Raw genomic sequence first — 19,398 nt, forward strand, 5'->3', positions numbered from 1 at the left:
CGCTGACACCGTAACCCCTCACCCTCCCAGGCTTCGCCTGGGCCCCTCCCTCTCCCCTCCGGGAGAGGGTTTGGGGGGCGATCCCAAGCGTCCGGGAAGCTGAAAACGTCCCCCACCGGCCTTCGGCCGCCTCCCCCACGGGGGGAGGTTCTTGGAGCCAGATGCTCCCTCTCTGGGGGCCTGGCCCCTTCGGACCTACTCCGTCGGCAGGCCCGCGCCGGCGGCGTTGATCCAGCCGACGAGGTCGCCGATGACTTTCGCATTGGCCTGGTCGAAGGCCGCGACGATGGGGCCGACGCGGTTGTCGGCGGCTTTCACCTTGGCTTCGAAGACCTGGTCGCCGACCAGGGCCCGGTCGCCGGTGCGGCTGATGACGCCGCGCACCTGGACGATGACCTCGGGCGGCGCCTTGGGGCCGTCGACATAGGCCGCCTCGAAGGTGCGGACCTCAAGGCGTAGGACCATCTGGGCCTTGGCCACCTCGCCGCGGCCGATCAGGCGGGCGCGGCCCGGATCGGCGTCGAACGCCCGCGAGAGGGCTTCGTCGAACTGCACGCTGGCCGGGGCGATCCAGCGGGCGCCGGCGACATAGGCCGCTTCGCCGCCGGGGGCGGTGGTCAGGATGCGGTCGCCGGCCGAGGGGCGGGTGAACACGGTCGGGGCCTTGAGCACGCCGAACATCGCGCCGGGCGGGCCCTTGCTGGCCGCCGGGGCGGTGGTTCCGAAGCGGTACATGCCCGAGGGCTTGGCCTTGGGGAACACGCTGATGCAGGCCGACAGGCTGAGCGCCAGGCCGGCGACGGCGAGGCCCGAGGCGATTTTCTTCATCGACGCGCTCACGGCTTGATCTCCACTTCCTTGGCCGGGGCCTTGCCCACCAGGCCGCGCGGGTTCTGCTCCACCTCGCCGACCAGGCGGTCGAGGGACTCGGCGGCCGACTGCAGGGTGACGATGGCCGAGGACAGCTGCGGCAGGCCCGTCGAGGCGAAGTCGCTGGTCGGGCCTTCCAGGCGGCCGACCATGGTGCGCACGTCCTTGGCGGCCAGCTTGATTTCGTCGGCGGCCGCGCCGAGGTCCTTGATCGCCTTGCGGCCGTCGCCGTCGACCACGCCCTGCGTCGAGCGCGACAGGTTGGCGATCTCCTGGGCGGTGGCGTCGATGCTCTGCAGCGCCTTCTGGGCGTCGGCGATGATCTCCTTGCGCTCGCGCAGCTCGGCGGTGACCGACTGCACGTCCGACAGGCTGGCGCTGAAGGTCTTGATGTTGCGATCCGACAGCACGCGGTTGACGCGGTCCAGCGCCTCGATGGTGCGGCTCAGCACCGTGCCGCCGCCTTCCAGCAGGTCGGACAGGGCGCTGCGCTGGCTGCGGATGATCGGGACCTCGCCGTTCTTGACGGTGTCCTTCAGCAGCGGCTTGGTCGAGGTGCCAGCGGTCAGCTGGATGTAGTTGACGCCGGTGATGCCCTGTGGCTCCAGCGTGGCGTAGCTGTCGACGCGGATCGGCACGTCCGAGGTCAGGCGCGTGCGGGCGATGACGCGGTTGGGATCGCTCTTGTCGAGCYCGATCTTGGTGACCTCGCCGACCTTGATGCCGTTGAAGTGCACTTCGCCGCCTTCCGACAGGCCGCGCACCGCGCCGACGAACAGCACGTCGTAGAGGTCGTAGTCCTTGTTGAACTGCAGCTTGGCCAGCCAGACCACGAACACCACCAGACCCATGAACAGGATCAGGCAGGCCGCGCCTACGAGGGCGTAGTTGGCGTTTCTTTCCATCAGCGGCTCCTCGCCGTAGCGGCTTTCCCGGCCGCGCGTCCGCGCGGGCCCAGGAAGTATTCCTTGATCCAGGGGTGGTCGGAGTGTTCGAGCTCCTCGACCGGGGCCTGGGCGATCACCTTCTTGTCGGCCAGGACGGCGACGCGGTCGGTGATGGCGTAGAGGCTGTCCAGGTCGTGGGTGATCATGAACACCGTCAGGTCGAGGCTGTCGGACAGGTCCTTGATCAGCTCGTCGAAGGCCGAGGCGCCGATCGGGTCGAGGCCGGCGGTGGGCTCGTCGAGGAACAGCAGCTCGGGGTCCAGGGCCAGGGCGCGGGCCAGGCCGGCGCGCTTGCGCATGCCGCCCGACAGCTCGGCCGGCTTGAGGGCGCCGGCCCGGGGCGGCAGGCCCGTCAGCGCGATCTTCAGGTCGGCCAGCTCGAGCACCTCGCTCTTGGGCAGGCGGGTGTGCTCGAACAGGGGGGCGGCGACGTTCTCGCGCACGGTCAGGTTCGAGAACAGCGCCCCCTGCTGGAACAGCACGCCCCAGCGGCGCTCCAGCGCCGTCCACTTGCGGCGCGAGGCCTCCTGCATGTCCTCGCCGAACAGGCGGATGACGCCGCCGTCGGGGACCTTCAGGCCGATGATGCTGTTGAGCAGCACCGACTTGCCGGTGCCCGAGCCGCCGACCACGCCCAGCACCTCGCCGCGCTCGACGGTGAGGTCGAGGTTGTCGTGCACGACGTTGTCGCCGAAGCGCGAGACCAGGCCGTCGACCTGGATCGGCGGGGCGGCCTCGGCAGGGGCCGGCGAGGGGGCGGCGGCCGTCTTCATACGTTCAGCTCCATGTAGAGCAGGGCGAAGACCGCATCGATCAGGATGATGGCGAAGATGGCGTGGACGACGGCGGCGGTGACGCGGCGGCCCAGCGACTCGACGTCGTTGCCGACCTCCATGCCCTGGCGGCAGCCGATGGCGGCGATGACCATGGCCATCACCGGGGCCTTGGACATGCCGATCCAGAAGTGGGTGGCGCCCACATAGTCGGTCATCCGCTGCAGGAAGAAGCTGGGCGACAGGTCCAGCACCACCCAGACCACGACGATGCCGCCGGCCAGGCCGGCGAGCGTGGCCACGAAGGTCAGCAGCGGGATGGTGATCAGGAGGGCCGCGAAGCGCGGCAGGACCAGGGCCTCGTAGGGGTCGACGCCGATGACCTGCATGGCGTCGATTTCCTGGTTCATCTTCATCGAGCCGATCTCGGCCGCGAAGCTGGAGGCCGAGCGGCCGGCCAGCAGGATGGCGGTGATCAGGATGTTGAACTCGCGCAGCACCGACACGCCGATCAGCTCGACGCTGAACACCTGGGCGCCGAAGTCGGTCAGGAGGTTGGCGCCCAGCAGGGCCACGACCGCGCCGATGAAGAAGGTGGTGGTGGCCACGATCGGCATGGCGTCCAGGCCCGCGCGCTCGGACAGGGCCACGATCGGGGCCCAGCGGATCTTGCGCGGGTTGACGGCGCAGCGGGCCAGGGCGGTCAGCAGGTGGCCCAGGAAGATCAGCGTGCCGTAGCCGTCGCGCAGCAGGTCGAACAGGCCCCGGCCGATGCGGTCGAGCAGGGCGACGACGCCGTGCAGGCGGTTGTCGGGCGGGCACTCGGCCTGGGTGGCCTCGCCGACCAGCTCCAGCAGGCGCAGGGTCTGGGGGCGGGCCTTGATGTTTCCGGCCGACAGGCGGCCGTCGGCGGCGCGGATGATGGCGTAGGCGCCGGCCGTGTCGCAGCGGTTCATGCTGGTGAGGTCGAGGTCGAACGCCTCCGAGCCCTTCATGGCCTCGGCGAGTCGCAGGCCGGCGTCGGCCATGCCGCGCGCCGTCCAGTCCCCGGAAAGCACGACGGACTTGCCGCCGTCCTTGTCGTCCAGGGTGAATTCCGCCGGCACGCCCATCTACTGCGCTTACCCCTCGTTACAACGCACGCCCAGCCTAGCAGGGACTGTGTCGCCGGCTCAAACGCTTCAAGGCGCAGCTTGTTGCGTCACCATCATGGCCGAACACGGACGACTCGGCTTGCAGCTTTATGCGGCGCCGCCGCAAAGACGCCGTCAACTGGCGATAATCCAACGCTCGGTTTGTAGCGTCGCACGGACGCGCGGCATAGAAGGGCCGCATGGAATTTGCTTCTGTCAGCCGGCGCGGCGCGCTCGGCACGCTGTCTCTCGGAGCGCTGGTGGCCATGCTTCCGCGTCTTGCTGCGGCGCAACCCGCATCGGTGGAAGGCGAGGCGTTCTCGCCGGAAATCCTGCGCGATCTGGCGCAAGGCCTGGCCAGGAAACCCTACCGCGCGCCGGCCACGGGCGGCGACAAGGGCCTGGCGGGGCTGTCCTACGACGAATATTTCCGAATCCGGTTCCGCGGCGAGCACGCCCTGTGGGCCGACCGGCCGGCGCCGTTCCGGGCCGAGTTCTTCCCGCCGGCCTATCTCTATCCGCGCGTCTTCCCGATCTACGAGGTCGAGGGCGGCGTGGCGCGGCCGGTGCCGTTCGATCCGGAGATGTTCGACGTGCCGGGCGAGCACGCCGGGGCGGCCAAGGCCATCGGCGGCTTTTCGGGCCTGCGCCTGCTGTGGCCGCTGAACCGCGCCGACAAGCTGGACGAGATCGCCGTGTTCCAGGGCGCGAGCTATTTCCGCAGCCTGGGCCGCGACCAGTTCTACGGCCTGTCCTCGCGCGGGCTGGCGATCGGCGCGGGCGAGCCGAACGAGGAATTCCCGGTCTTCGAGCGCTTCTGGCTGGAGCGCCCGGCCGACGGGGCCGAGACGGTGACGGTGCACGCGCTGATGGACAGCCCCAGCTGCACGGGCGCCTACAGCTTCACGATCCGGCCGGGCCAGAGCGTGACGTTCGACGTCACGGCCACGATCTTCCCGCGCGTGAAGATGACCAAGATGGGCGTGGCCGCGCAGAGCAGCATGTTCCTGTTCAACGTCTCGGACGGTCCGCGCGGCGACGACTTCCGCACCGCCGTGCACGACAGCGACGGCCTGGCCATGCTGACCGGGACCGGCGAGCAGATCTGGCGGCCGCTGACCAACCCGACCGCCCACCGCCTGTCGTACTTCCAGGACGAGAACCCGCGGGGCTTTGGCCTGGTGCAGCGGGCCCGGCGTCTGGAGGACTATGGCGACCTGGAAGCCCGCTACGACCTGCGGCCCAGCCTGTGGGTCGAGCCGCAGGGCGACTGGGGCAAGGGCGCGGTGGTGCTGGCCGAGCTGGCCACCCGCAAGGAGAGCGACGACAACATCGCCGTCTTCTGGCGGCCGGACGCGCCGTGGGAGGCCGGCTCGCGCGTGGACCTGTCCTACCGCCTGCACTGGGGCGGCGAGCGCCTGGGCGACGGCGAGGCGAGGGTGGTGCGCACCCGCACCGGGGCCGACGCGCAGGACGGCCTTCGGATGTTCACCATCGACCTGTCGGGTCCGATGCTGGCCGACGGGCTGGACGGCGTTAAGCTCGACATCGAGGCCAAGGGCGGCGAGACCACCTGGAGCAACATCACGCCCTATCCGCGGGCGGCCACCGCCCGGGCGGCGTTCGGCCTCAAGCCCACGGGCAAGCAGGCCGAGCTCAGCCTGCGCCTGACCCGCGACGGCAAGCCGATCTCTGAGACCTGGCGCTATCTCTGGACGGCGTGACGGGACGTCGCAGGACGGCGGCTTATACGGCTTTTGCGTAAGAACCCGCCCGGGTTTCAATCTTGGTTAATGAATTGCCGTCACGGCTCTTCCGATCAGGATTCCAGTGACCAGGGGTGGCGGCATGAGCGCGCAGAACCAGCTCGACCAGCGCATGAGCTTCATGCGCTTCGACCACAAGGACCGCGCCGCCCTGCGGGCCGCCAAGCCGGTGATCGACGCCGAGATCAACGGCGCGCTGGACGCCTTCTACGCGCAGGTCCGGGTCTTCCCCGAGACGCGCAAGATGTTCTCGAACGACGCCCACATCAGCAACGCCCAGGGCCGCCAGGCCTCGCACTGGCGTCGCCTGGCCACGGCCGAGTACGGCGCCGACTACGAGGGCGACGTCGCCCGCATCGGCAAGGCCCACGCCGTCATCGGCCTGGAGCCGCGCTGGTACATCGGCGGCTACGCCCTGGTGGCCGAGAAGCTGATCCGCGCCATGGTCGAAAAGCGCGCCAAGGGCCTGTTCGCCAACGCCAAGAACGACGCCGAGCTGGCCGACGGCCTGGTGGCGCTGAACAAGGCGGTCATGCTGGACATGGACCTGGCCATCTCGACCTATCTGGAACTGCTGCAGGACGAGCGCGACCAGCTGGAAGCCGAGCGCGCCAGCGCCGAGCAGCGCCAGGCCGACGCCGTGCGCGCGGTGGGCGAGGCGCTGTCGCGCCTGGCGGCCGGCGACCTGTCGGCCCGCGTCGACGGCGCCCTGTCGCCCGAGTTCGTCAGCCTGAAGTCCGACTTCGACCAAGCCGCCGCCGCCCTCGCAGAAGCCATGGGCGCGGTCGACCGCGCCACCCGCGGCATCCGCTCGGGCGCCGACGAGATCGCCTMGGCCGCCGACGACCTGGCCATGCGCAGCGAGCAGCAGGCCGCCACCCTGGAGCAGACCGCCGCGGCGGTGGAGCAGCTGACCTCGACCGTCGCCAAGACCGCCCAGAGCGCCCGCGAGGTGTCCTCGCGCGTCGGCGAGGCCGCCACCGAAGCCCAGCGCTCGGGCGCGGTGGTCACCCGCGCCGCCGAAGCGATGAGCCAGATCGAAAGCTCGTCCAACCAGGTCAACCACATCCTGGGCGTCATCGACGAGATCGCCTTCCAGACCAACCTTCTGGCGCTGAACGCGGGCGTCGAAGCCGCCCGCGCCGGCGACGCGGGCAAGGGCTTCGCCGTCGTGGCGCAGGAAGTGCGGGCCCTGGCCCAGCGCTCGGCCGAAGCGGCCAAGGAGATCAAGAGCCTGATCTCCGACTCCAGCCGCCAGGTGGGCGAGGGCGTCGAACTGGTGCGCCAGACGGGCGACGCCCTGCGCGGCATCGTCGACAAGGTCGGCGCCATCGACAGCCTGGTCAACGAGATCGCCGCCTCGGCCAACGAGCAGGCCAGCGCCCTGACCGAGGTCAACAGCGCCGTCGGCCAGCTGGACCAGGTCACCCAGCGCAACACCGCCATGGCCCAGCGATCGACCGACGCCACCCGCGCCCTGCGCGCCGAGGCGGCGGACCTGGCCAACCATGTCGGCGGCTTCCGCATCGGGTCTGGCCATGCCGCGCCGGCCCAGCGCTACGCCGAGCCGGAGCATCCGGTGCACGCCGCCCGCGCCAAGGTCGCCGCGTTCGCCCGCCCGGGCCGCTGAGGCTTTCAGATATTGAAATCAAAAAGGGGCGCGGTCCGCGAGGGCCGCGCCCCTTTCTCGTCGGGGTCAGGGCTTGGGCGCGTCCGCGGCGACGACGTAGTCGGTGCTCGTGGGGCCGTAGCCGAAGATGTAGACGCTGGCGGGCTGGTCATGCGTCTGGGCGAAGTGATCCACGCCCGCCGGTTCGGTGTAGAAGCTGCCCGGGGGCAATTCCTTGACCAGCGGGTCCTCGTTCCTCTTGCCGTAGCCGAAGTACCAGACGCCGGAGGCCACCACGGCCGTTCGCTCGTCCTTGTGGCTGTGGGCGGCGATGCGGGTGTGGGGCGGTACGCGGATCTCGATCGTGTAGGGGCCTGGCCTGGTCGGATCGCCGTAGAGGGTGGTGGTCTTGATCCCGGCCACGCCCGAGGTGCCGGCCCCAGCGCCGCCCTTGGCCAGGGCCGCGATCTCAGGCGGCGTCAAGCGCAGTTCCTGGGCGTGCAGCGGCCCGGCCAGGACGGCGCCGGCCAGGGCCAGGCCGAGGGCGGCGGCGCGACGAGCACTCACGGCTTGGCCGCCGGCTTGGCGTCGAGGAAGTCGTGGACGATCTTCACCGTCGCGGCCGGGTTCTCTTCCATGATCCAGTGGCCGGAGGCGGGGATCACCCCCTCGGTGACGTCGCTGGCCGTGTAGCGCATCACCGCGGCCATGGTCAGGCCGAACGACTTCTCGCCGCCGAGGGCCAGGACCGGCATCGGCAGCTTGCCCTTCTCGGCGAGGATGGCCTTGTCGTCGATGGCGTCCTGGTCGAAGGCGGCGAACTGGGCGAAGCCGGCGTGCATGGCGCCCGGCTGGGCGTAGAGCTTGGCGTAGTGGGCCCGGGCGCCTTCGGAGAACTTGGCCGGATCGGCCGAGAACTCGTTCCAGAAGCGGTCGAGATAGATCCGCTCGCGGCCCGCCACCAGGCGCTCCATGTCCGGGCCGCCGAAGCGGAAGTGCCAGAGCAGCGGGTTCTTCAGGATCTCTTCCCAGGGACCGATCCCCGGCACCGGCGCGTCGATCAGGACGAAGCGGCCGACGCGTTCGGGGCGCTGCATGGCGAAGGCGTAGCCGACCATGTTGCCGATGTCGTGGGTGACGAGGTCGGCCTTGTCGATCTTCAKGGCGTCGAGCACGCCGGCCACGTCGCCGGCTTGGGTCTTCTTGTCGTAGCCGCCGGCCGGGCGCGACGACAGGCCAAGACCCCGCAGGTCGGGCACGACGACGGTGTGGTCGCGGGCCAGGTCGGCGGCCATCGGGCCCCACATGTCGCCCGTTTCGCCATAGCCGTGCAGCAGCACGACCGCCGGCCCCTTGCCGCCGACCCGCACGTGGATCGTCGCGCCGTTGGTGGTGATCTGGCTGGTCTTGAACGAGGCGGGGAAGGGCGGCGGCTGGGCCAGCCCCGGCGAGGCCGTCGCCAGGCCGGCGACGAGGGCGGCGGCCGCGCTGGCGGCGCCGAGGAGCATGCGGGTCATCGGTGTTTCTCCGGAGGCGTGCGGGCGGCGTTCGTCGACGCCTCCGCGATTTCCAATGACACTGTTCTCCGGCTGTGCTTGAGCCTCAAGGCCAACCGGGGAGCGAGCGTTTACCCGAACGGGTATGAGGGCGCGGCGAGGTTCGGCGCAGTGTGGGGCTTGGCTTCAGTCCGGCTTCAGGGGGACGCGATGATCGACTTTCGAGGTTCGCGGGGCGTCCTCGTGCTGGCCCTGCTGGCCGTGTTCCTGCTGGCCTCGCCGTCGGCGCGGGCCCAGTCCGACGCCCTGTCGATCGCGCAGTTTCGCCACACCGCCTGGCGGGGCGCGGCCTCGGCGCCGGGCCGGATCAACGACATCGTCCAGACGCGGGACGGCTATCTGTGGATCTCGGGCTCGGACGGCCTGGCGCGGTTCGACGGCGTGACCTTCGACACCTTCTCGCCGGCCAGCGACGATCCCACGGTCTTCTATGGCGTCGCCCAGCTGCTGGAGACCCGGGCGGGCGAGCTTTGGGTCGGCCGCTTCCAGGGCGAGGGCGTGTCGAACTTCCGGGGCGGCCGCTTCGTCTCGACCGGCATGCCCGATCCCTCGCGCCAGATCACCGAACTGCTGCAGGACCAGGACGGCGTCATCTGGGCGGTCAATGCGAGGGGGACGAACTCGCTGTCGCGCTTCGTCGGCGGGCGCTGGGAGACGCTGGGGCCGGGCTGGGACGCGCCCGAAGGCTGGATCATGTCGATGGCGGCCGCGCGCGACGGGGTGCTGTGGGTGGCCACGCAGGACAAGCTGTTCTTCCTGCGGCGGGGGGCGCGCCGGTTCGAGACGACGGACGCCAAGGTCGCCCTGGGGCCGGGCCTGGCCGAGGACGGCGCCGGTCATATCTGGATCTCCGACCAGGCGGGCACGCGCCGGCTGCCCGACTACGCCGCGGGCCAGACCAGCACGCGGGGCCTGCCGAACTATCCGGCGCCGGGGCGACGCCTGCGCACAAAGATCGTCTTCGCGCCCGACGGCAGCCTGTGGGGCTCGACCGGCTCGGCGGGGCTGTTTCGCATCACCCATCCCGACGGGGCGGGCGTGATGACGACCTATGGCGTCAAGGACGGCCTGACCGACGACCAGACGGCGTCGATCTTCATCGATCGCGAGGGCACGGTCTGGGCCGGGGGCGAGCGCGGCCTGAACGCCTTCGTGGCCCCCAGCATCGTCGACGAGACGATCATCCCCTCCGGCGCGGACGAGTACTACATCGCCGAGGACGGGGCGGGCCTGGTCTATGTGGGAGACACCAGCGGCCTGTTCGTGATCCGCCCCTATCAGCCGCCCCGGCGCATTCGCCAGGGAGGGATGCGGGACATGCATGTCTGTGGCGGGTACGGCGTGGCCTTCCTGGTGCATGACGGCGTCGTGGACGAGATCCGGGACGGCCGTACGGCGCGGTCGTTTCCCATGGACGCCCCGCGCGTGATGTTCCAGTGCGCGGTCAGCGCCAGCGGCAAGCTCTGGCTCTATTCCAGCGACCGTGGCCTGGCGATGCACGACCAGGACGGCTGGCACGATCTTCGGGCCCGGGCCGATCTGCGCGACGCGCAGTTCGCCATCGATCGTCAGGGACGACCGATCGTCATCAACGGCTTTTCAAGCCTGATCCGCATCGACGGCGACAAGACGACGACCTGGAGCGCGGCGCAGTTGCGGCTGGGGCGCCTGACCTTTGTCCACGACGGCTCGGCGGGTCTCGTCGTGGGCGGGGCGGCCGGGCTGGCGCGGCTGAGCGCCGGCCGGATCGACCACATCGACCTGCGCCGCCATCCCTGGCTGCGCAACGTGCGCTACATGCTGGAGACGCCGGACGGCGAGGTCTGGCTGTTCACCTTCTCGAGCATCGTGCGGCTGTCGGCCGCCGACCTGGCCCGGGCCTTCGTCAATCCCGATGCGCCGATCCCGCACCGGGTGTTCGACGAGCTGGACGGCCTGACCAGCGGCTCGGCGCGCTATGACGGCGTACGCGCCGCGCGGGGCGGGGATGGGCGCCTGTGGTTCCTGGGCACGGCCGGCGTCATGCGCATCACGCCCGGCGGCCTGGTGCGCAACGATGCGCCGCCGCCGGTGCTGATCCGGGCGGTGACGGCCGGCGGGCGGTCGTTCTCGCCCACGGGGGCGGTGGCGCTGCCGGTCGGAACCTCGAGGCTGCAGATCGACTATGCGGGGCTGAGCCTGCGCACGCCCGGCCGGGTGCGCTTCCGCTATCGGCTGGCGGGGATCGACGAGGCGTGGGTCGAGGCCGGATCGCGCCGCACGGCCTTCTACAACAACCTGCCGCCGGGCCAGTACCGCTTCACGGTCACGGCCGCCAACGACGACGGGGTCTGGAACACGACGGGCGCTTCGCTGGACGTGGTCGTGCCGCCGACCTTCTGGCAGTCGCGGCTGTTCCTGGTGCTGTGCCTGCTGGCCTTCGCGGCCATGGTCTGGGTGCTGTACCGGGTGCGGCTGCGGGCGGTGACGGCGCGGATGCGGACGCGGATGAACGAGCGCATCGCCGAGCGTGAGCGGATCGCCCGCGAACTGCACGACACGCTGCTGCAGGGCGTGCAGGGGCTGATCCTGCGCTTCCAGCTGATCGTCGAGGACCTGCCGCGCGGGCAGCCGCAGCGGGCGCCGCTGGAGCAGGCGCTCGACGCCGCCGAYGAGGTGCTGGGCCAGGCCCGCGACCGGGTGCTGGACCTGCGCGCGGCCGATCGCGCCGAGGACCTGGAGGCGGCGCTGTCCAAGCTGATCCAGGCGCAGGGAGGCGAGGGCGGGCCGCCGGTGGGCGTCTTCGTCGAGGGCGCGCCCCGGGCGCTGGACGAGATCGCCGCCGACGAGGTGCTGGCGATCGTCGGCGAGGCGGTGGCCAATGCGCGGGCCCACGCCGGCGCCGGCTGCATCGAGGTGCGCGTGGCCTTCGGCCCGCGCCGGCTGGCCGTCCTGGTCGTCGACGACGGCCGGGGCATGGCGCCGGAGATCCTGCGCGACGGCGGCCGTCACCGCCACTTTGGGCTGGCGGGCATGCGGGAGCGGGCGCGCACCCTCAGCGGCCGGCTGGTCATCGACAGCCGACCGGGCGCGGGCACGCGCATAGTCGTCACCATCCCGGCGCGGACGGCCTATAGTCCGCGCCCGGCGCCGTCGTGGCGCGAACTGCTGTCCTGGAGGCCCTGGCGTGGGAGACCCTGGCATGGATGATCCGAGCGCCCGCGCCGCCGATCTCATCCGGATCCTGGTGGTCGACGACCATCCGATGCTGCGCGACGGCATCGTCGGGCTGGTGGACCGGCAGGCCGACATGCGGGTGGTGGGCGAGGCGGCCGACGGCGTGCAGGCGCTGGAGGCGTTCGCCGCGCTGCGCCCGGACCTGACCCTGATGGACATCCAGATGCCGGGGCTGGACGGGGTGGCGGCGATCGAGCGCATCCGGGGGCTGGACCCCCGGGCGGCGGTGATCGTCCTGACCACCTATCCCGGCGACACCCTGGCCCTGCGCGCCCTGAAGGCGGGGGCCAGCGGCTATCTGCTGAAGAACTGCATCCGCAAGGAGCTGCTGGAGACCATCCGCAACGTGCACGCCGGCCGGCGGGTGCTGGCGCCGGAGATCGCCCAGGAGATCGCCCTGCACGCGCTGGAAGAGCCGCTGACCGAGCGCGAGCGCGCGATCCTGCTGCAGGTGGCCGAAGGCCGGGCCAACAAGGAGATCGCCCGGCGCATGTCGGTGTCGCCCGACACGATCAAGGCCTGCCTGAAGACGATCTATCTCAAGCTCGACGTCGGCGACCGCACCCAGGCCGTCGTCGCCGCCGTGCGCCGGGGCTATATCGCGCTCTAGGGCGCCGGCGGCGGGGCCGTCGAGGCGCGGTGGATCAGCTCGAACGGCAGCAGCTCGTCGATCGGGGCGGCCATGGCCCCGGCCGCGCCGCCCTTGACCTGGCCCTTGATCAGCAGGCGCGTGGCCAGCTCGGCCATCTCGACCACCGGCTGGCGCACGGTGGTCAGCTGCGGGCGCGAGAAGCGGGCGCTGGGGCTGTCGTCGAAGCCGGCGACCGAGACCTCGCCGGGCACCAGCACGCCGGCCTCGGCGGCGGCGGCCAGCACGCCCAGCGCCATGTCGTCGTTGGAGGCGAAGATCGCCGTGGGGCGGTCGGGCAGGGCCAGCAGGGCCTTGGCCGCGTCGTGGCCCGACTGGAAGGTGAAGTCGCCCTGGCGGATCCAGGCCTCGTCGACGGGCAGCCCTCGGGCCTCCATCGCGGCGACATAGCCGGCGCGACGGGCCTGGCTGGCGCCGTGGCGCGGCTCGCCGACCACGAAGCCGATGCGCTTGTGGCCAAGGCCGGCCAGGTGCTCGGTGACGTCGCGGGCGGCGGCGAAGTTGTCCATGTGGACGCGCGGACCGGGCCGCTCGGCCTCTTCCGGGCCCAGGCGAACGTAAGGCGTGCCGGCCTTGTTCAGCAGCTCCAGCACGATCTCGTTGTCGGAGCTGGGCGGGGTCAGGATCACGCCGTCGGGCTTGAGCGCGGCCAGCAGGGCGCCGACCTCCTGGCGGATCTGCGGGGCCTCGTGGTCGATCAGCTCGACCAGCAGGTGGTAGCCCGCGTCGCGGCACTGCAGCGTGGCGCCCAGCTGGATGCGCGACAGGTAGTCGGCGCCGCGCTCGCTGCGCCAGTGGTCGATGGTCAGCGCGGCGTCGACGAAGACGGCGATGACGAAGCTCTTGGAGCCGGCCAGGCTGCGGGCCGACAGGTTGGGGCTGTAGCCGAGCGCCTGGGCGGCCTCGAGCACGCGCTCGCGCATGACCGGCCGCACGTTCGGCTCGTTGTTCATGACCCGCGAGACGGTCTTGATCGAAACCTCGGCGCGCGCCGCCACGTCGTAGATGGTCACCGAGGCCATCGGTCTGCCGTTTCCCCCGCTAGCGGACTCAACCCTTTGTCCGAGCCTAGAGCATTTGTCGTGCGCAGCGCGACCCCGCCGGCGACGAAAAAACTCGGGGACAGGCTCGAACGCCCCTTGTCGGGCGCTGGCGGCGCGGCGAAGGTCGCCGGGCAGGCGAACGCGGCGGCTTCAAATGACCGCGTCGGTTACAGGGAGCAGCCATGTCGCGGAGCGGCGCCAGCCGGCCGGTCGAACCGGTACGGCCGAGTTTCATCGCCGCCTTCACCTTCGCCCAGATCGGCGCGTTCATCAGCTTCATGCCGCTGATCCAGGTGCTGCTGCCGCTGAAGGCGGCCGCCCTCGACCCGGCCCAGAAGGCGCTGGTGCTCAGCCAGACGGCGTTCTGGGGCGCGCTGACGGCCAGCATCGCCAACCTGCTGGCCGGCGCGATCAGCGACCGGACGACCTCGCGCTTCGGACGGCGACGGCCCTGGCTGCTGATCGGCCTGGTCGGCACGCTGGCCTCGTATGTGGCGATCATGCTGGCCGACAGCCGTCTGGAGCTGATCCTCGGCGTCATCGGCTTCCAGCTGGCCTTCAACATGCTGTTCGCCGCGCTGCTGGCGCTGCTGCCCGACCGCGTGCCCGACGCCCAGAAGGGCCGGGTGGCGGCGTTCCTCAGCCTTGRCCATCCCATCGGCGCGGTGGCCGGGGCGGTGCTGGTCGGCGGCCTGCTGGCCTCGGAGGCCTCGCGCTATGCGGCCATCAGCGTGGTGCTGGTGCTGGCCATCGCGCCCTTCGCCCTGCGCCTGAAGGACCCGCCGATCACCGCCGACGCCACCGAGCGTTTCAGCCTGGTCGGGTTCCTCAAGGGGCTGTGGGTCGACCCGCGCAAGCATCCCGACTTCGCCCTGGCCTGGGTCAGCCGGTTCATGGTGCTGGTCGCGATCACCCTGACCCAGTGCTACATGCTCTACTACCTGCAGGACGCGCTGAACTATCCGGCGCTGTTCCCCGGCCAGCGGGCCGAGCAGGGACTGGCCCTGCTGACCACCGTGGCGACCGTCGCCAATGTGGGCTGCGCGATGATCTTCGGCATGCTGAGCGACCGGCTGGGACGGCGAAAGCTGTTCGCGGCCGGGGCGGCGATGATCCTGGCGGCGGCCATGGTGACCTTCTCGCTGACGCCGGGCTGGGCGGTGGTGCTGGTCGGCTTCGTGGTCTTCGGCTGCGGGGCGGGCTGCTACTACGCCGTCGACATCGCCCTGGTCAGCCAGGTGCTGCCCTCGCAGGACGACGCGGGCAAGGACCTGGGGGTCATCAACCTGGCCAACACGCTGCCCCAGGCGCTGGCCCCGGTGCTGGCGGTGTGGTTCCTGGGGCCCAGCCGCACGGACTATCATTCGCTGTTCCTGGTGGCCGCGGGGCTGGCCATGGCTGGCGGTCTGGCGATCCTTCCGATACGGGGCGTGCGGTAGAGAGTCCCCAGCGGAGCCCCCGTGCCGCAGTTCATCGCCATCACCGATCCCGCCGACCCGCGCGTGGCCGCCTATCGCGACATCAAGGAGCGCGATCTGGTGGGCCGGGAAGGGCGGTTCATCGCCGAGGGCGAGACGGTGCTGCGGGCCTTCGTGCGCGACGCGCCCCAGCGGGTGGAGTCGCTGCTGATCGATCCCAAGCGGCGGGACAAGCTTTCGGAGGTGTTCGCCGGGCTGGCGGACGAGACGCCGGTCTATCTGGTGGAGCAGGCGGTGCTGGACGCGGTGGCGGGCTTCCACCTGCATCGCGGGGTGCTGGCGGTGGGCCGCAAGCCGCAGGCGACCCCGGCCGCGCAGCTGCTGGCGCAATTGCCCGAGCGGGCGGTGGTGGTGGCGCTGCAGGGCATCGCCAATCACGACAACCTCGGCGGCATCTTCCGCAACGCCGCCGCCTTCGGGGCCGATGCGGTGCTGCTGGACGCCGATTGCTGCGACCCGTTCTATCGCAAGGCCATCCGCGTCTCGGTGGGAGCGACGCTGAGCGTGCCCACCGGATACATCGGCCGCGGCGAGGATGTGGTCGACCTGTTGCGCGACGCGGGCTTCACGCCGCTGGCCCTGACGCCGTCGGCGGACCGCACGCTCGCCGAGCTGGAGCCGCCGGCCCGGGCGGCGGCGCTGCTGGGCGCGGAGGGCCCGGGGCTGTCGGCGCAGGTCATCGCCAGGGCCGAGGGGATCGGCATTCCGATGGCGGGCGGCTTCGACTCGCTGAACGTGGCGACCACCAGCGGCATCGTGCTGCATCACCTGAAGTTCGGCGGGCGGCCCCGCTGACCTTGTCCACCGGTTACCGAGAGCCTTAAAGTCCGGCCCAACAGTAGAGTTCGGGAGAAACGTCATGCCGCAACTGAACCGCCGGAGCGCCTTCGCCCTGCTGGCAGGGATCACCGCCCTGTCGAGCGCGAGCATGGCCAGCGCCGCGCGCAAGCCGGCCGTTCCCGAGCCCAGCGAGGTGCGCTCCCTGTGGCCCGGCGATCCGCCGGGCTCGGCGGGGGTGACGGCGCAGGAGGCGGTGACCGAGCGCAGCGACGGCAAGGGCCCGCGCGACCGGGCCGTGACCCATACCCGCAAGCCGACGCTCAGCCTGTTTCGCCCGCGCAAGCCCAATGGCGCGGCCGTGATCCTGATCCCCGGCGGCGGCTACGAGCGCGTCGTCATGGACAAGGAAGGCTTCGAGACCGCCCAGTGGCTGGCCGATCGCGGCTACACCTGCTTCGTCCTGCTCTATCGCCTGCCGGGCGACGGCTGGGGCGCGGGGCCGGACGCGCCGCTGCAGGACGCCCAGCGGGCCCTGCGCCTGGTGCGCTCGTGGGCGCCGGGCATGAAGTTCGACGGCGGCCGCATCGCCGTCATGGGCTTCTCGGCCGGCGGGCACCTGGCCGCCAGCCTGACCACCCGCTTCGAGGCCCAGGTCTATGACCGCGTCGACGCCGCCGATGATCTTTCCGCGCGCCCCGACCTGTCGGCGCTGATTTATCCGGTGATCACCATGGTGGCCGGGACCACCCACGCCGGCTCGCGCAAGCAGCTGCTGGGCGCGTCTCCGTCGTTCGAGGCGGTGCAGGCCTATTCGGCCGAAACCGGGGTGGGCGGGCGCACGCCGCCGGTGTTCCTGGTCCACGCCGCCGACGACAAGGCCGTGCCGGTCGAGAACAGCCTGATGATGTTCGCGGCGCTGAAGGCCAAGGCGATCCCGGCCGAGCTGCACGTCTTCGAGGAAGGCGGCCACGGTTTCGGCCTGCGCTCGATAGCCGGCAAGCCGGTGGCGGCCTGGCCGACCCTGTTCGAGACCTACGCGAAGAAGAAGGGGGTCTAGCGCTTTTCTCCATTTCCCGTCATTCCCGCCCTTGTGGCGGGAAACCCTCTGTCAGCCGGAAGAGTGGATGGGGCGACGTGCTGAGCACGTCGCTTGCGCCTCACCTGAAAGCGGAACCAGGGGTTCCCGCCACAAGGGCGGGAATGACGGGAGATAGGGCTGGGCGGAGGGGATTTCCCCTACCGCCCCCCGATCGGGGCCATCGTCCCGGCGCCTGGGACGTAGCTGTAGCCGCCGCGCTTGAGGTCGGCCGAGAGGGTCAGGGGGGCGACGCCGCCGTTGAGGCGGGCGCGGTAGACCATCGTCGTCTCAAGGGTGCGCATCACGTAGTTGCGGGTCTCGCTGAACGGGATGCACTCGATGAAGTCGAGCGGGTCGGTGCTGGCGCCGCGCGGGTCGCCGCACAGGGCCGTCCATTGCGGCGGGCGGCCGGGGCCGGCGTTGTAGGCCGCGGCGGCCATGATGTAGGAGCCGCTGAAGCGGTTGATCATGTCGCCCAGGTACACCGAGCCCAGGCGCATGTTGTAGTCGGGCTCGAACAGGCGATCGACGCTGTGGCTTTCGCCCAGCTTGCGGGCGACGCCGGCGGCGGTGGGCGGCATCAGCTGCATCATGCCGCGCGCGCCGACGCCCGAGCGGGCGCGGGGATCGAAATTGCTCTCCTGGCGCGAGATCGAATAGACGAAGGCGGTCTCGGCCGCGCCGGGGATCGGCGTGAAGTGGTGGTCGAGCAGGGGATAGCCGCGCTCGGGCAGGATGAAGCCGCGCTGGGCGGCGGTGCGGACCGCGCGCATGGCCAGGTCCTGGTCGCCGGTGTTGCGGGCGAAGTCGACTAGCAGGGCCTGCTCCTGGGCCGTGGGCAGCTGGTCGTCGATATAAAGGACCAGCGAGCGGAAGGCGTCGTTGGCGCCGACGTCGCGCAGCAGCTTGGCGGCGCGGACCAGTTCGCGGCTTTCGAAGCGGGCGCGGTCGGCCTGAGTGATCACCGGATCCTTGTCGAGGCGGATTTCCTTGATGCCGGCCTTCTCGGCGGCCAGCTGGCCGTAGAAGGTGGTGATGTGGCGTGCGCCCTCGGCGTAGAAGGCCTGGGCGGCGATGACGTCGCCCTGCGCCTCGGCCGCGCGGCCCTGCCAGTAGAGAGCCCGCCCGCGGGTGATCGGCGAGGCGCCGATCTCGTTGATGCGGCTGAAGTGGGCGGCCGCGGCGTTGGCGTCCTTCAGGCGCGACAGCGCGATCCAGCCGGCGAAGAACTCGGCCTCGGCCGCGTCGGCGCCGCCGGGCAGGCCGGCGTTGGCGGCCGCATAGGCGCCGCGGCTGTCGCCGTTCTTGATGGCCGACATGACCAGTTGCTTGCGCTCGCGCCAGATCGGACCGGCGGTGTCGTCGGACGGCGGGGCGGCGGGGAAGTAGCGCACCAGATCGAGCGCCATCACGTCCATGCCCTTGCGGCGCATATAGGCCGCGCGCTCGAAGGCCACGCCCGGCGAGACCTGCTGGGCCGGGGTGAGGGCGGCCACCAGGTCGTTGGCGTTGGAGGCGTTGGAGCGCAGGGCGATGCGGGCCTGGGCGGTCGCCTGCTGGTCGTAGGGCAGCATGGCGACCATGTCGCGCGCGGCCGGGCCTTGCGGGCCGTACAGCAGCATGTCGGCGCGCTGGGCGTAGTCGTCGGCGGTGAGCAGCGCGCCGAAGCGTGCCTGCATGGCGCGCTGGGCGTCGGCCTCGAAGGTCTTGCCGCGCCAGAAGCGGCGGATGAGGTTCGTAGCGTCCTGATTGCGGCCGCTGGCTTGGTAGGCGCTGGCCAGCGCCATGGCGCCTTCGGCGGTCAGCGGCTCGGCGCCGCCGAACCAGGCGATGGTCTGGGCCGGGGTCAGGCCGGAGGTCGAGAGGGCCTTTTCGGCCGGAAGGTCGCGTCGCGAGCTGCGCGGCCAGCCGTTGAGGTCGCGACGGGCCTGGTCGAGCTCGAAGAAGCTCATGCTCTCGGCGCCGACGTCGGCCAGGGCCCACAGGGCGATCTTGCGGGCCAGGGGATCGGAGATGCCCATCATCGCCGCGCGCACGGTCGCGGCCGAGCGCTGGCCCATGACGGCCGCGCGCAGGTTGCCCGCGTCGGTGTCGCTTAGCGTGCCGGCGTAGGCGGTGGGCGGGGTGTTGACGAGGCCGGGGCGGGCCGAACCGCTGTAGGGCTGGGGCGCGGTCGGCAGGCCTTCCTCGTCCAGCTGCTCGGTCTGGGCGTCGGCGACGCTCGCGACCAGGGTCAGGCTGACGCAACCAAGAAGAAGCCGACGAATCCCAAAAGCCAAAACGCGGTCTCCTTGCCTGTCGAGTAGCGCCGAACGGTGGTCGAGACGCCTGAATGCCGGCGTCCGGCGGCCGATTTTTGGCCGTCAGGCGTCTATAGCCCGGTTCGCCGACGGATCGACCCGCCTTTCGACGCCCTTCGGCGACGAAAAGGTCGGAACGACCAGTTGCGGTCGATGGGGGCGGGGACATATTGTCCGCCCCCACGTTTCAGCCGCAACTC

15 protein-coding genes are annotated in these 19,398 nt (G+C 71.1%); 7 read left to right on the plus strand and 8 right to left on the minus strand.

Annotation, left to right across the window (positions count from 1 at the left end):
* Nucleotides 1-195 precede the first annotated feature (195 nt).
* Genes AC1DCG_RS20675 through AC1DCG_RS20690 form a run of 4 tightly spaced genes read right to left on the minus strand, consistent with a single transcriptional unit; the run spans nucleotide 196 to nucleotide 3,702 of the window.
* A complete protein-coding gene (locus AC1DCG_RS20675) occupies nucleotides 196-840 on the minus strand; it encodes an ABC-type transport auxiliary lipoprotein family protein (RefSeq protein WP_346764977.1) in 645 nt (214 codons plus the stop codon).
* A complete protein-coding gene (locus AC1DCG_RS20680; protein ID WP_477041639.1) occupies nucleotides 837-1,775 on the minus strand; it encodes an MlaD family protein in 939 nt (312 codons plus the stop codon). Before AC1DCG_RS20680 ends, AC1DCG_RS20675 begins: the two co-directional genes overlap by 4 nt.
* Nucleotides 1,775-2,590, minus strand: a complete 816-nt coding sequence (locus AC1DCG_RS20685; RefSeq protein ID WP_477036978.1) for an ABC transporter ATP-binding protein — start codon at nucleotides 2,588-2,590, stop codon at nucleotides 1,775-1,777. Before AC1DCG_RS20685 ends, AC1DCG_RS20680 begins: the two co-directional genes overlap by 1 nt.
* On the minus strand, nucleotides 2,587-3,702 hold the full coding sequence (locus AC1DCG_RS20690; protein ID WP_477036979.1) for an MlaE family ABC transporter permease: 1,116 nt from the start codon (nucleotides 3,700-3,702) through the stop codon (nucleotides 2,587-2,589). The genes AC1DCG_RS20685 and AC1DCG_RS20690 overlap by 4 nt, the downstream gene beginning before the upstream one ends.
* A gap of 221 nt (nucleotides 3,703-3,923) precedes the next feature.
* On the opposite strand from AC1DCG_RS20690, the gene AC1DCG_RS20695 reads away from it, so the two are divergent.
* Both AC1DCG_RS20695 and AC1DCG_RS20700 read left to right on the plus strand, forming a co-directional pair.
* Nucleotides 3,924-5,447, plus strand: coding sequence for a glucan biosynthesis protein G (locus AC1DCG_RS20695; RefSeq protein WP_477031322.1), 1,524 nt, complete (start codon nucleotides 3,924-3,926; stop codon nucleotides 5,445-5,447).
* Between the two features lie 124 nt (nucleotides 5,448-5,571).
* Nucleotides 5,572-7,119: a globin-coupled sensor protein gene (locus AC1DCG_RS20700; protein WP_477041640.1), complete on the plus strand. Its 1,548-nt coding sequence runs from the start codon at nucleotides 5,572-5,574 to the stop codon at nucleotides 7,117-7,119.
* Between the two features lie 66 nt (nucleotides 7,120-7,185).
* Here the strand turns inward: AC1DCG_RS20700 and AC1DCG_RS20705 are convergent, their stop codons facing one another.
* A complete protein-coding gene (locus AC1DCG_RS20705; RefSeq protein ID WP_477031324.1) occupies nucleotides 7,186-7,665 on the minus strand; it encodes a cupin domain-containing protein in 480 nt (159 codons plus the stop codon).
* A complete protein-coding gene (locus tag AC1DCG_RS20710; protein WP_477041641.1) occupies nucleotides 7,662-8,615 on the minus strand; it encodes an alpha/beta fold hydrolase in 954 nt (317 codons plus the stop codon). Before AC1DCG_RS20710 ends, AC1DCG_RS20705 begins: the two co-directional genes overlap by 4 nt.
* A 189-nt stretch (nucleotides 8,616-8,804) precedes the next feature.
* On the opposite strand from AC1DCG_RS20710, the gene AC1DCG_RS20715 reads away from it, so the two are divergent.
* Nucleotides 8,805-11,843 (plus strand): sensor histidine kinase, encoded by a 3,039-nt coding sequence (locus tag AC1DCG_RS20715; protein WP_477031326.1) that lies wholly within the window; start codon nucleotides 8,805-8,807, stop codon nucleotides 11,841-11,843.
* Complete coding sequence (locus AC1DCG_RS20720; protein WP_477031327.1) at nucleotides 11,836-12,480, plus strand: response regulator; 645 nt, start codon at nucleotides 11,836-11,838, stop codon at nucleotides 12,478-12,480. Before AC1DCG_RS20715 ends, AC1DCG_RS20720 begins: the two co-directional genes overlap by 8 nt.
* On the opposite strand, the gene AC1DCG_RS20725 is transcribed toward AC1DCG_RS20720, so the two are convergent.
* A complete protein-coding gene (locus tag AC1DCG_RS20725) occupies nucleotides 12,477-13,541 on the minus strand; it encodes a LacI family DNA-binding transcriptional regulator (protein WP_477031328.1) in 1,065 nt (354 codons plus the stop codon). The genes AC1DCG_RS20720 and AC1DCG_RS20725 overlap by 4 nt on opposite strands.
* Before the next feature lie 203 nt (nucleotides 13,542-13,744).
* Between AC1DCG_RS20725 and AC1DCG_RS20730 the strand changes: the two genes are divergently transcribed.
* The 3 genes from AC1DCG_RS20730 (at nucleotide 13,745) to AC1DCG_RS20740 (ending at nucleotide 16,877) form a co-directional block, all read left to right on the plus strand.
* Nucleotides 13,745-15,001 carry an MFS transporter gene (locus AC1DCG_RS20730; RefSeq protein WP_477041642.1) on the plus strand — a complete coding sequence of 419 codons (1,257 nt, stop codon included), beginning with the start codon at nucleotides 13,745-13,747 and terminating at the stop codon, nucleotides 14,999-15,001.
* Between the two features lie 21 nt (nucleotides 15,002-15,022).
* A complete protein-coding gene (locus AC1DCG_RS20735; protein ID WP_477031330.1) occupies nucleotides 15,023-15,835 on the plus strand; it encodes a TrmH family RNA methyltransferase in 813 nt (270 codons plus the stop codon).
* 64 nt (nucleotides 15,836-15,899) lie between these two features.
* Nucleotides 15,900-16,877, plus strand: a complete 978-nt coding sequence (locus AC1DCG_RS20740) for an alpha/beta hydrolase (protein ID WP_477036980.1) — start codon at nucleotides 15,900-15,902, stop codon at nucleotides 16,875-16,877.
* A 179-nt stretch (nucleotides 16,878-17,056) separates the two neighbouring features.
* Here AC1DCG_RS20740 and AC1DCG_RS20745 read toward each other — a convergent pair whose 3' ends face one another.
* Entirely contained in the window at nucleotides 17,057-19,177 is a 2,121-nt protein-coding gene (locus AC1DCG_RS20745) for a lytic transglycosylase domain-containing protein (RefSeq protein WP_477031332.1), read from the minus strand.
* Between the last annotated feature and the right edge of the window lie 221 nt (nucleotides 19,178-19,398).

The organism is Caulobacter sp. 10L414, assembly GCF_056395525.1.

Coding starts and splice junctions, on each gene's coding strand:
- AC1DCG_RS20740 (WP_477036980.1), top strand. CDS start 15,900: ATGCCGCAACTGAACCGCCGGAGCGCCTTCGCCCTGCTGGCAGGGATC.
- AC1DCG_RS20720 (WP_477031327.1), top strand. CDS start 11,836: ATGGATGATCCGAGCGCCCGCGCCGCCGATCTCATCCGGATCCTGGTG.
- AC1DCG_RS20685 (WP_477036978.1), bottom strand. CDS start 2,590: ATGAAGACGGCCGCCGCCCCCTCGCCGGCCCCTGCCGAGGCCGCCCCG.
- AC1DCG_RS20725 (WP_477031328.1), bottom strand. CDS start 13,541: ATGGCCTCGGTGACCATCTACGACGTGGCGGCGCGCGCCGAGGTTTCG.
- AC1DCG_RS20690 (WP_477036979.1), bottom strand. CDS start 3,702: ATGGGCGTGCCGGCGGAATTCACCCTGGACGACAAGGACGGCGGCAAG.
- AC1DCG_RS20695 (WP_477031322.1), top strand. CDS start 3,924: ATGGAATTTGCTTCTGTCAGCCGGCGCGGCGCGCTCGGCACGCTGTCT.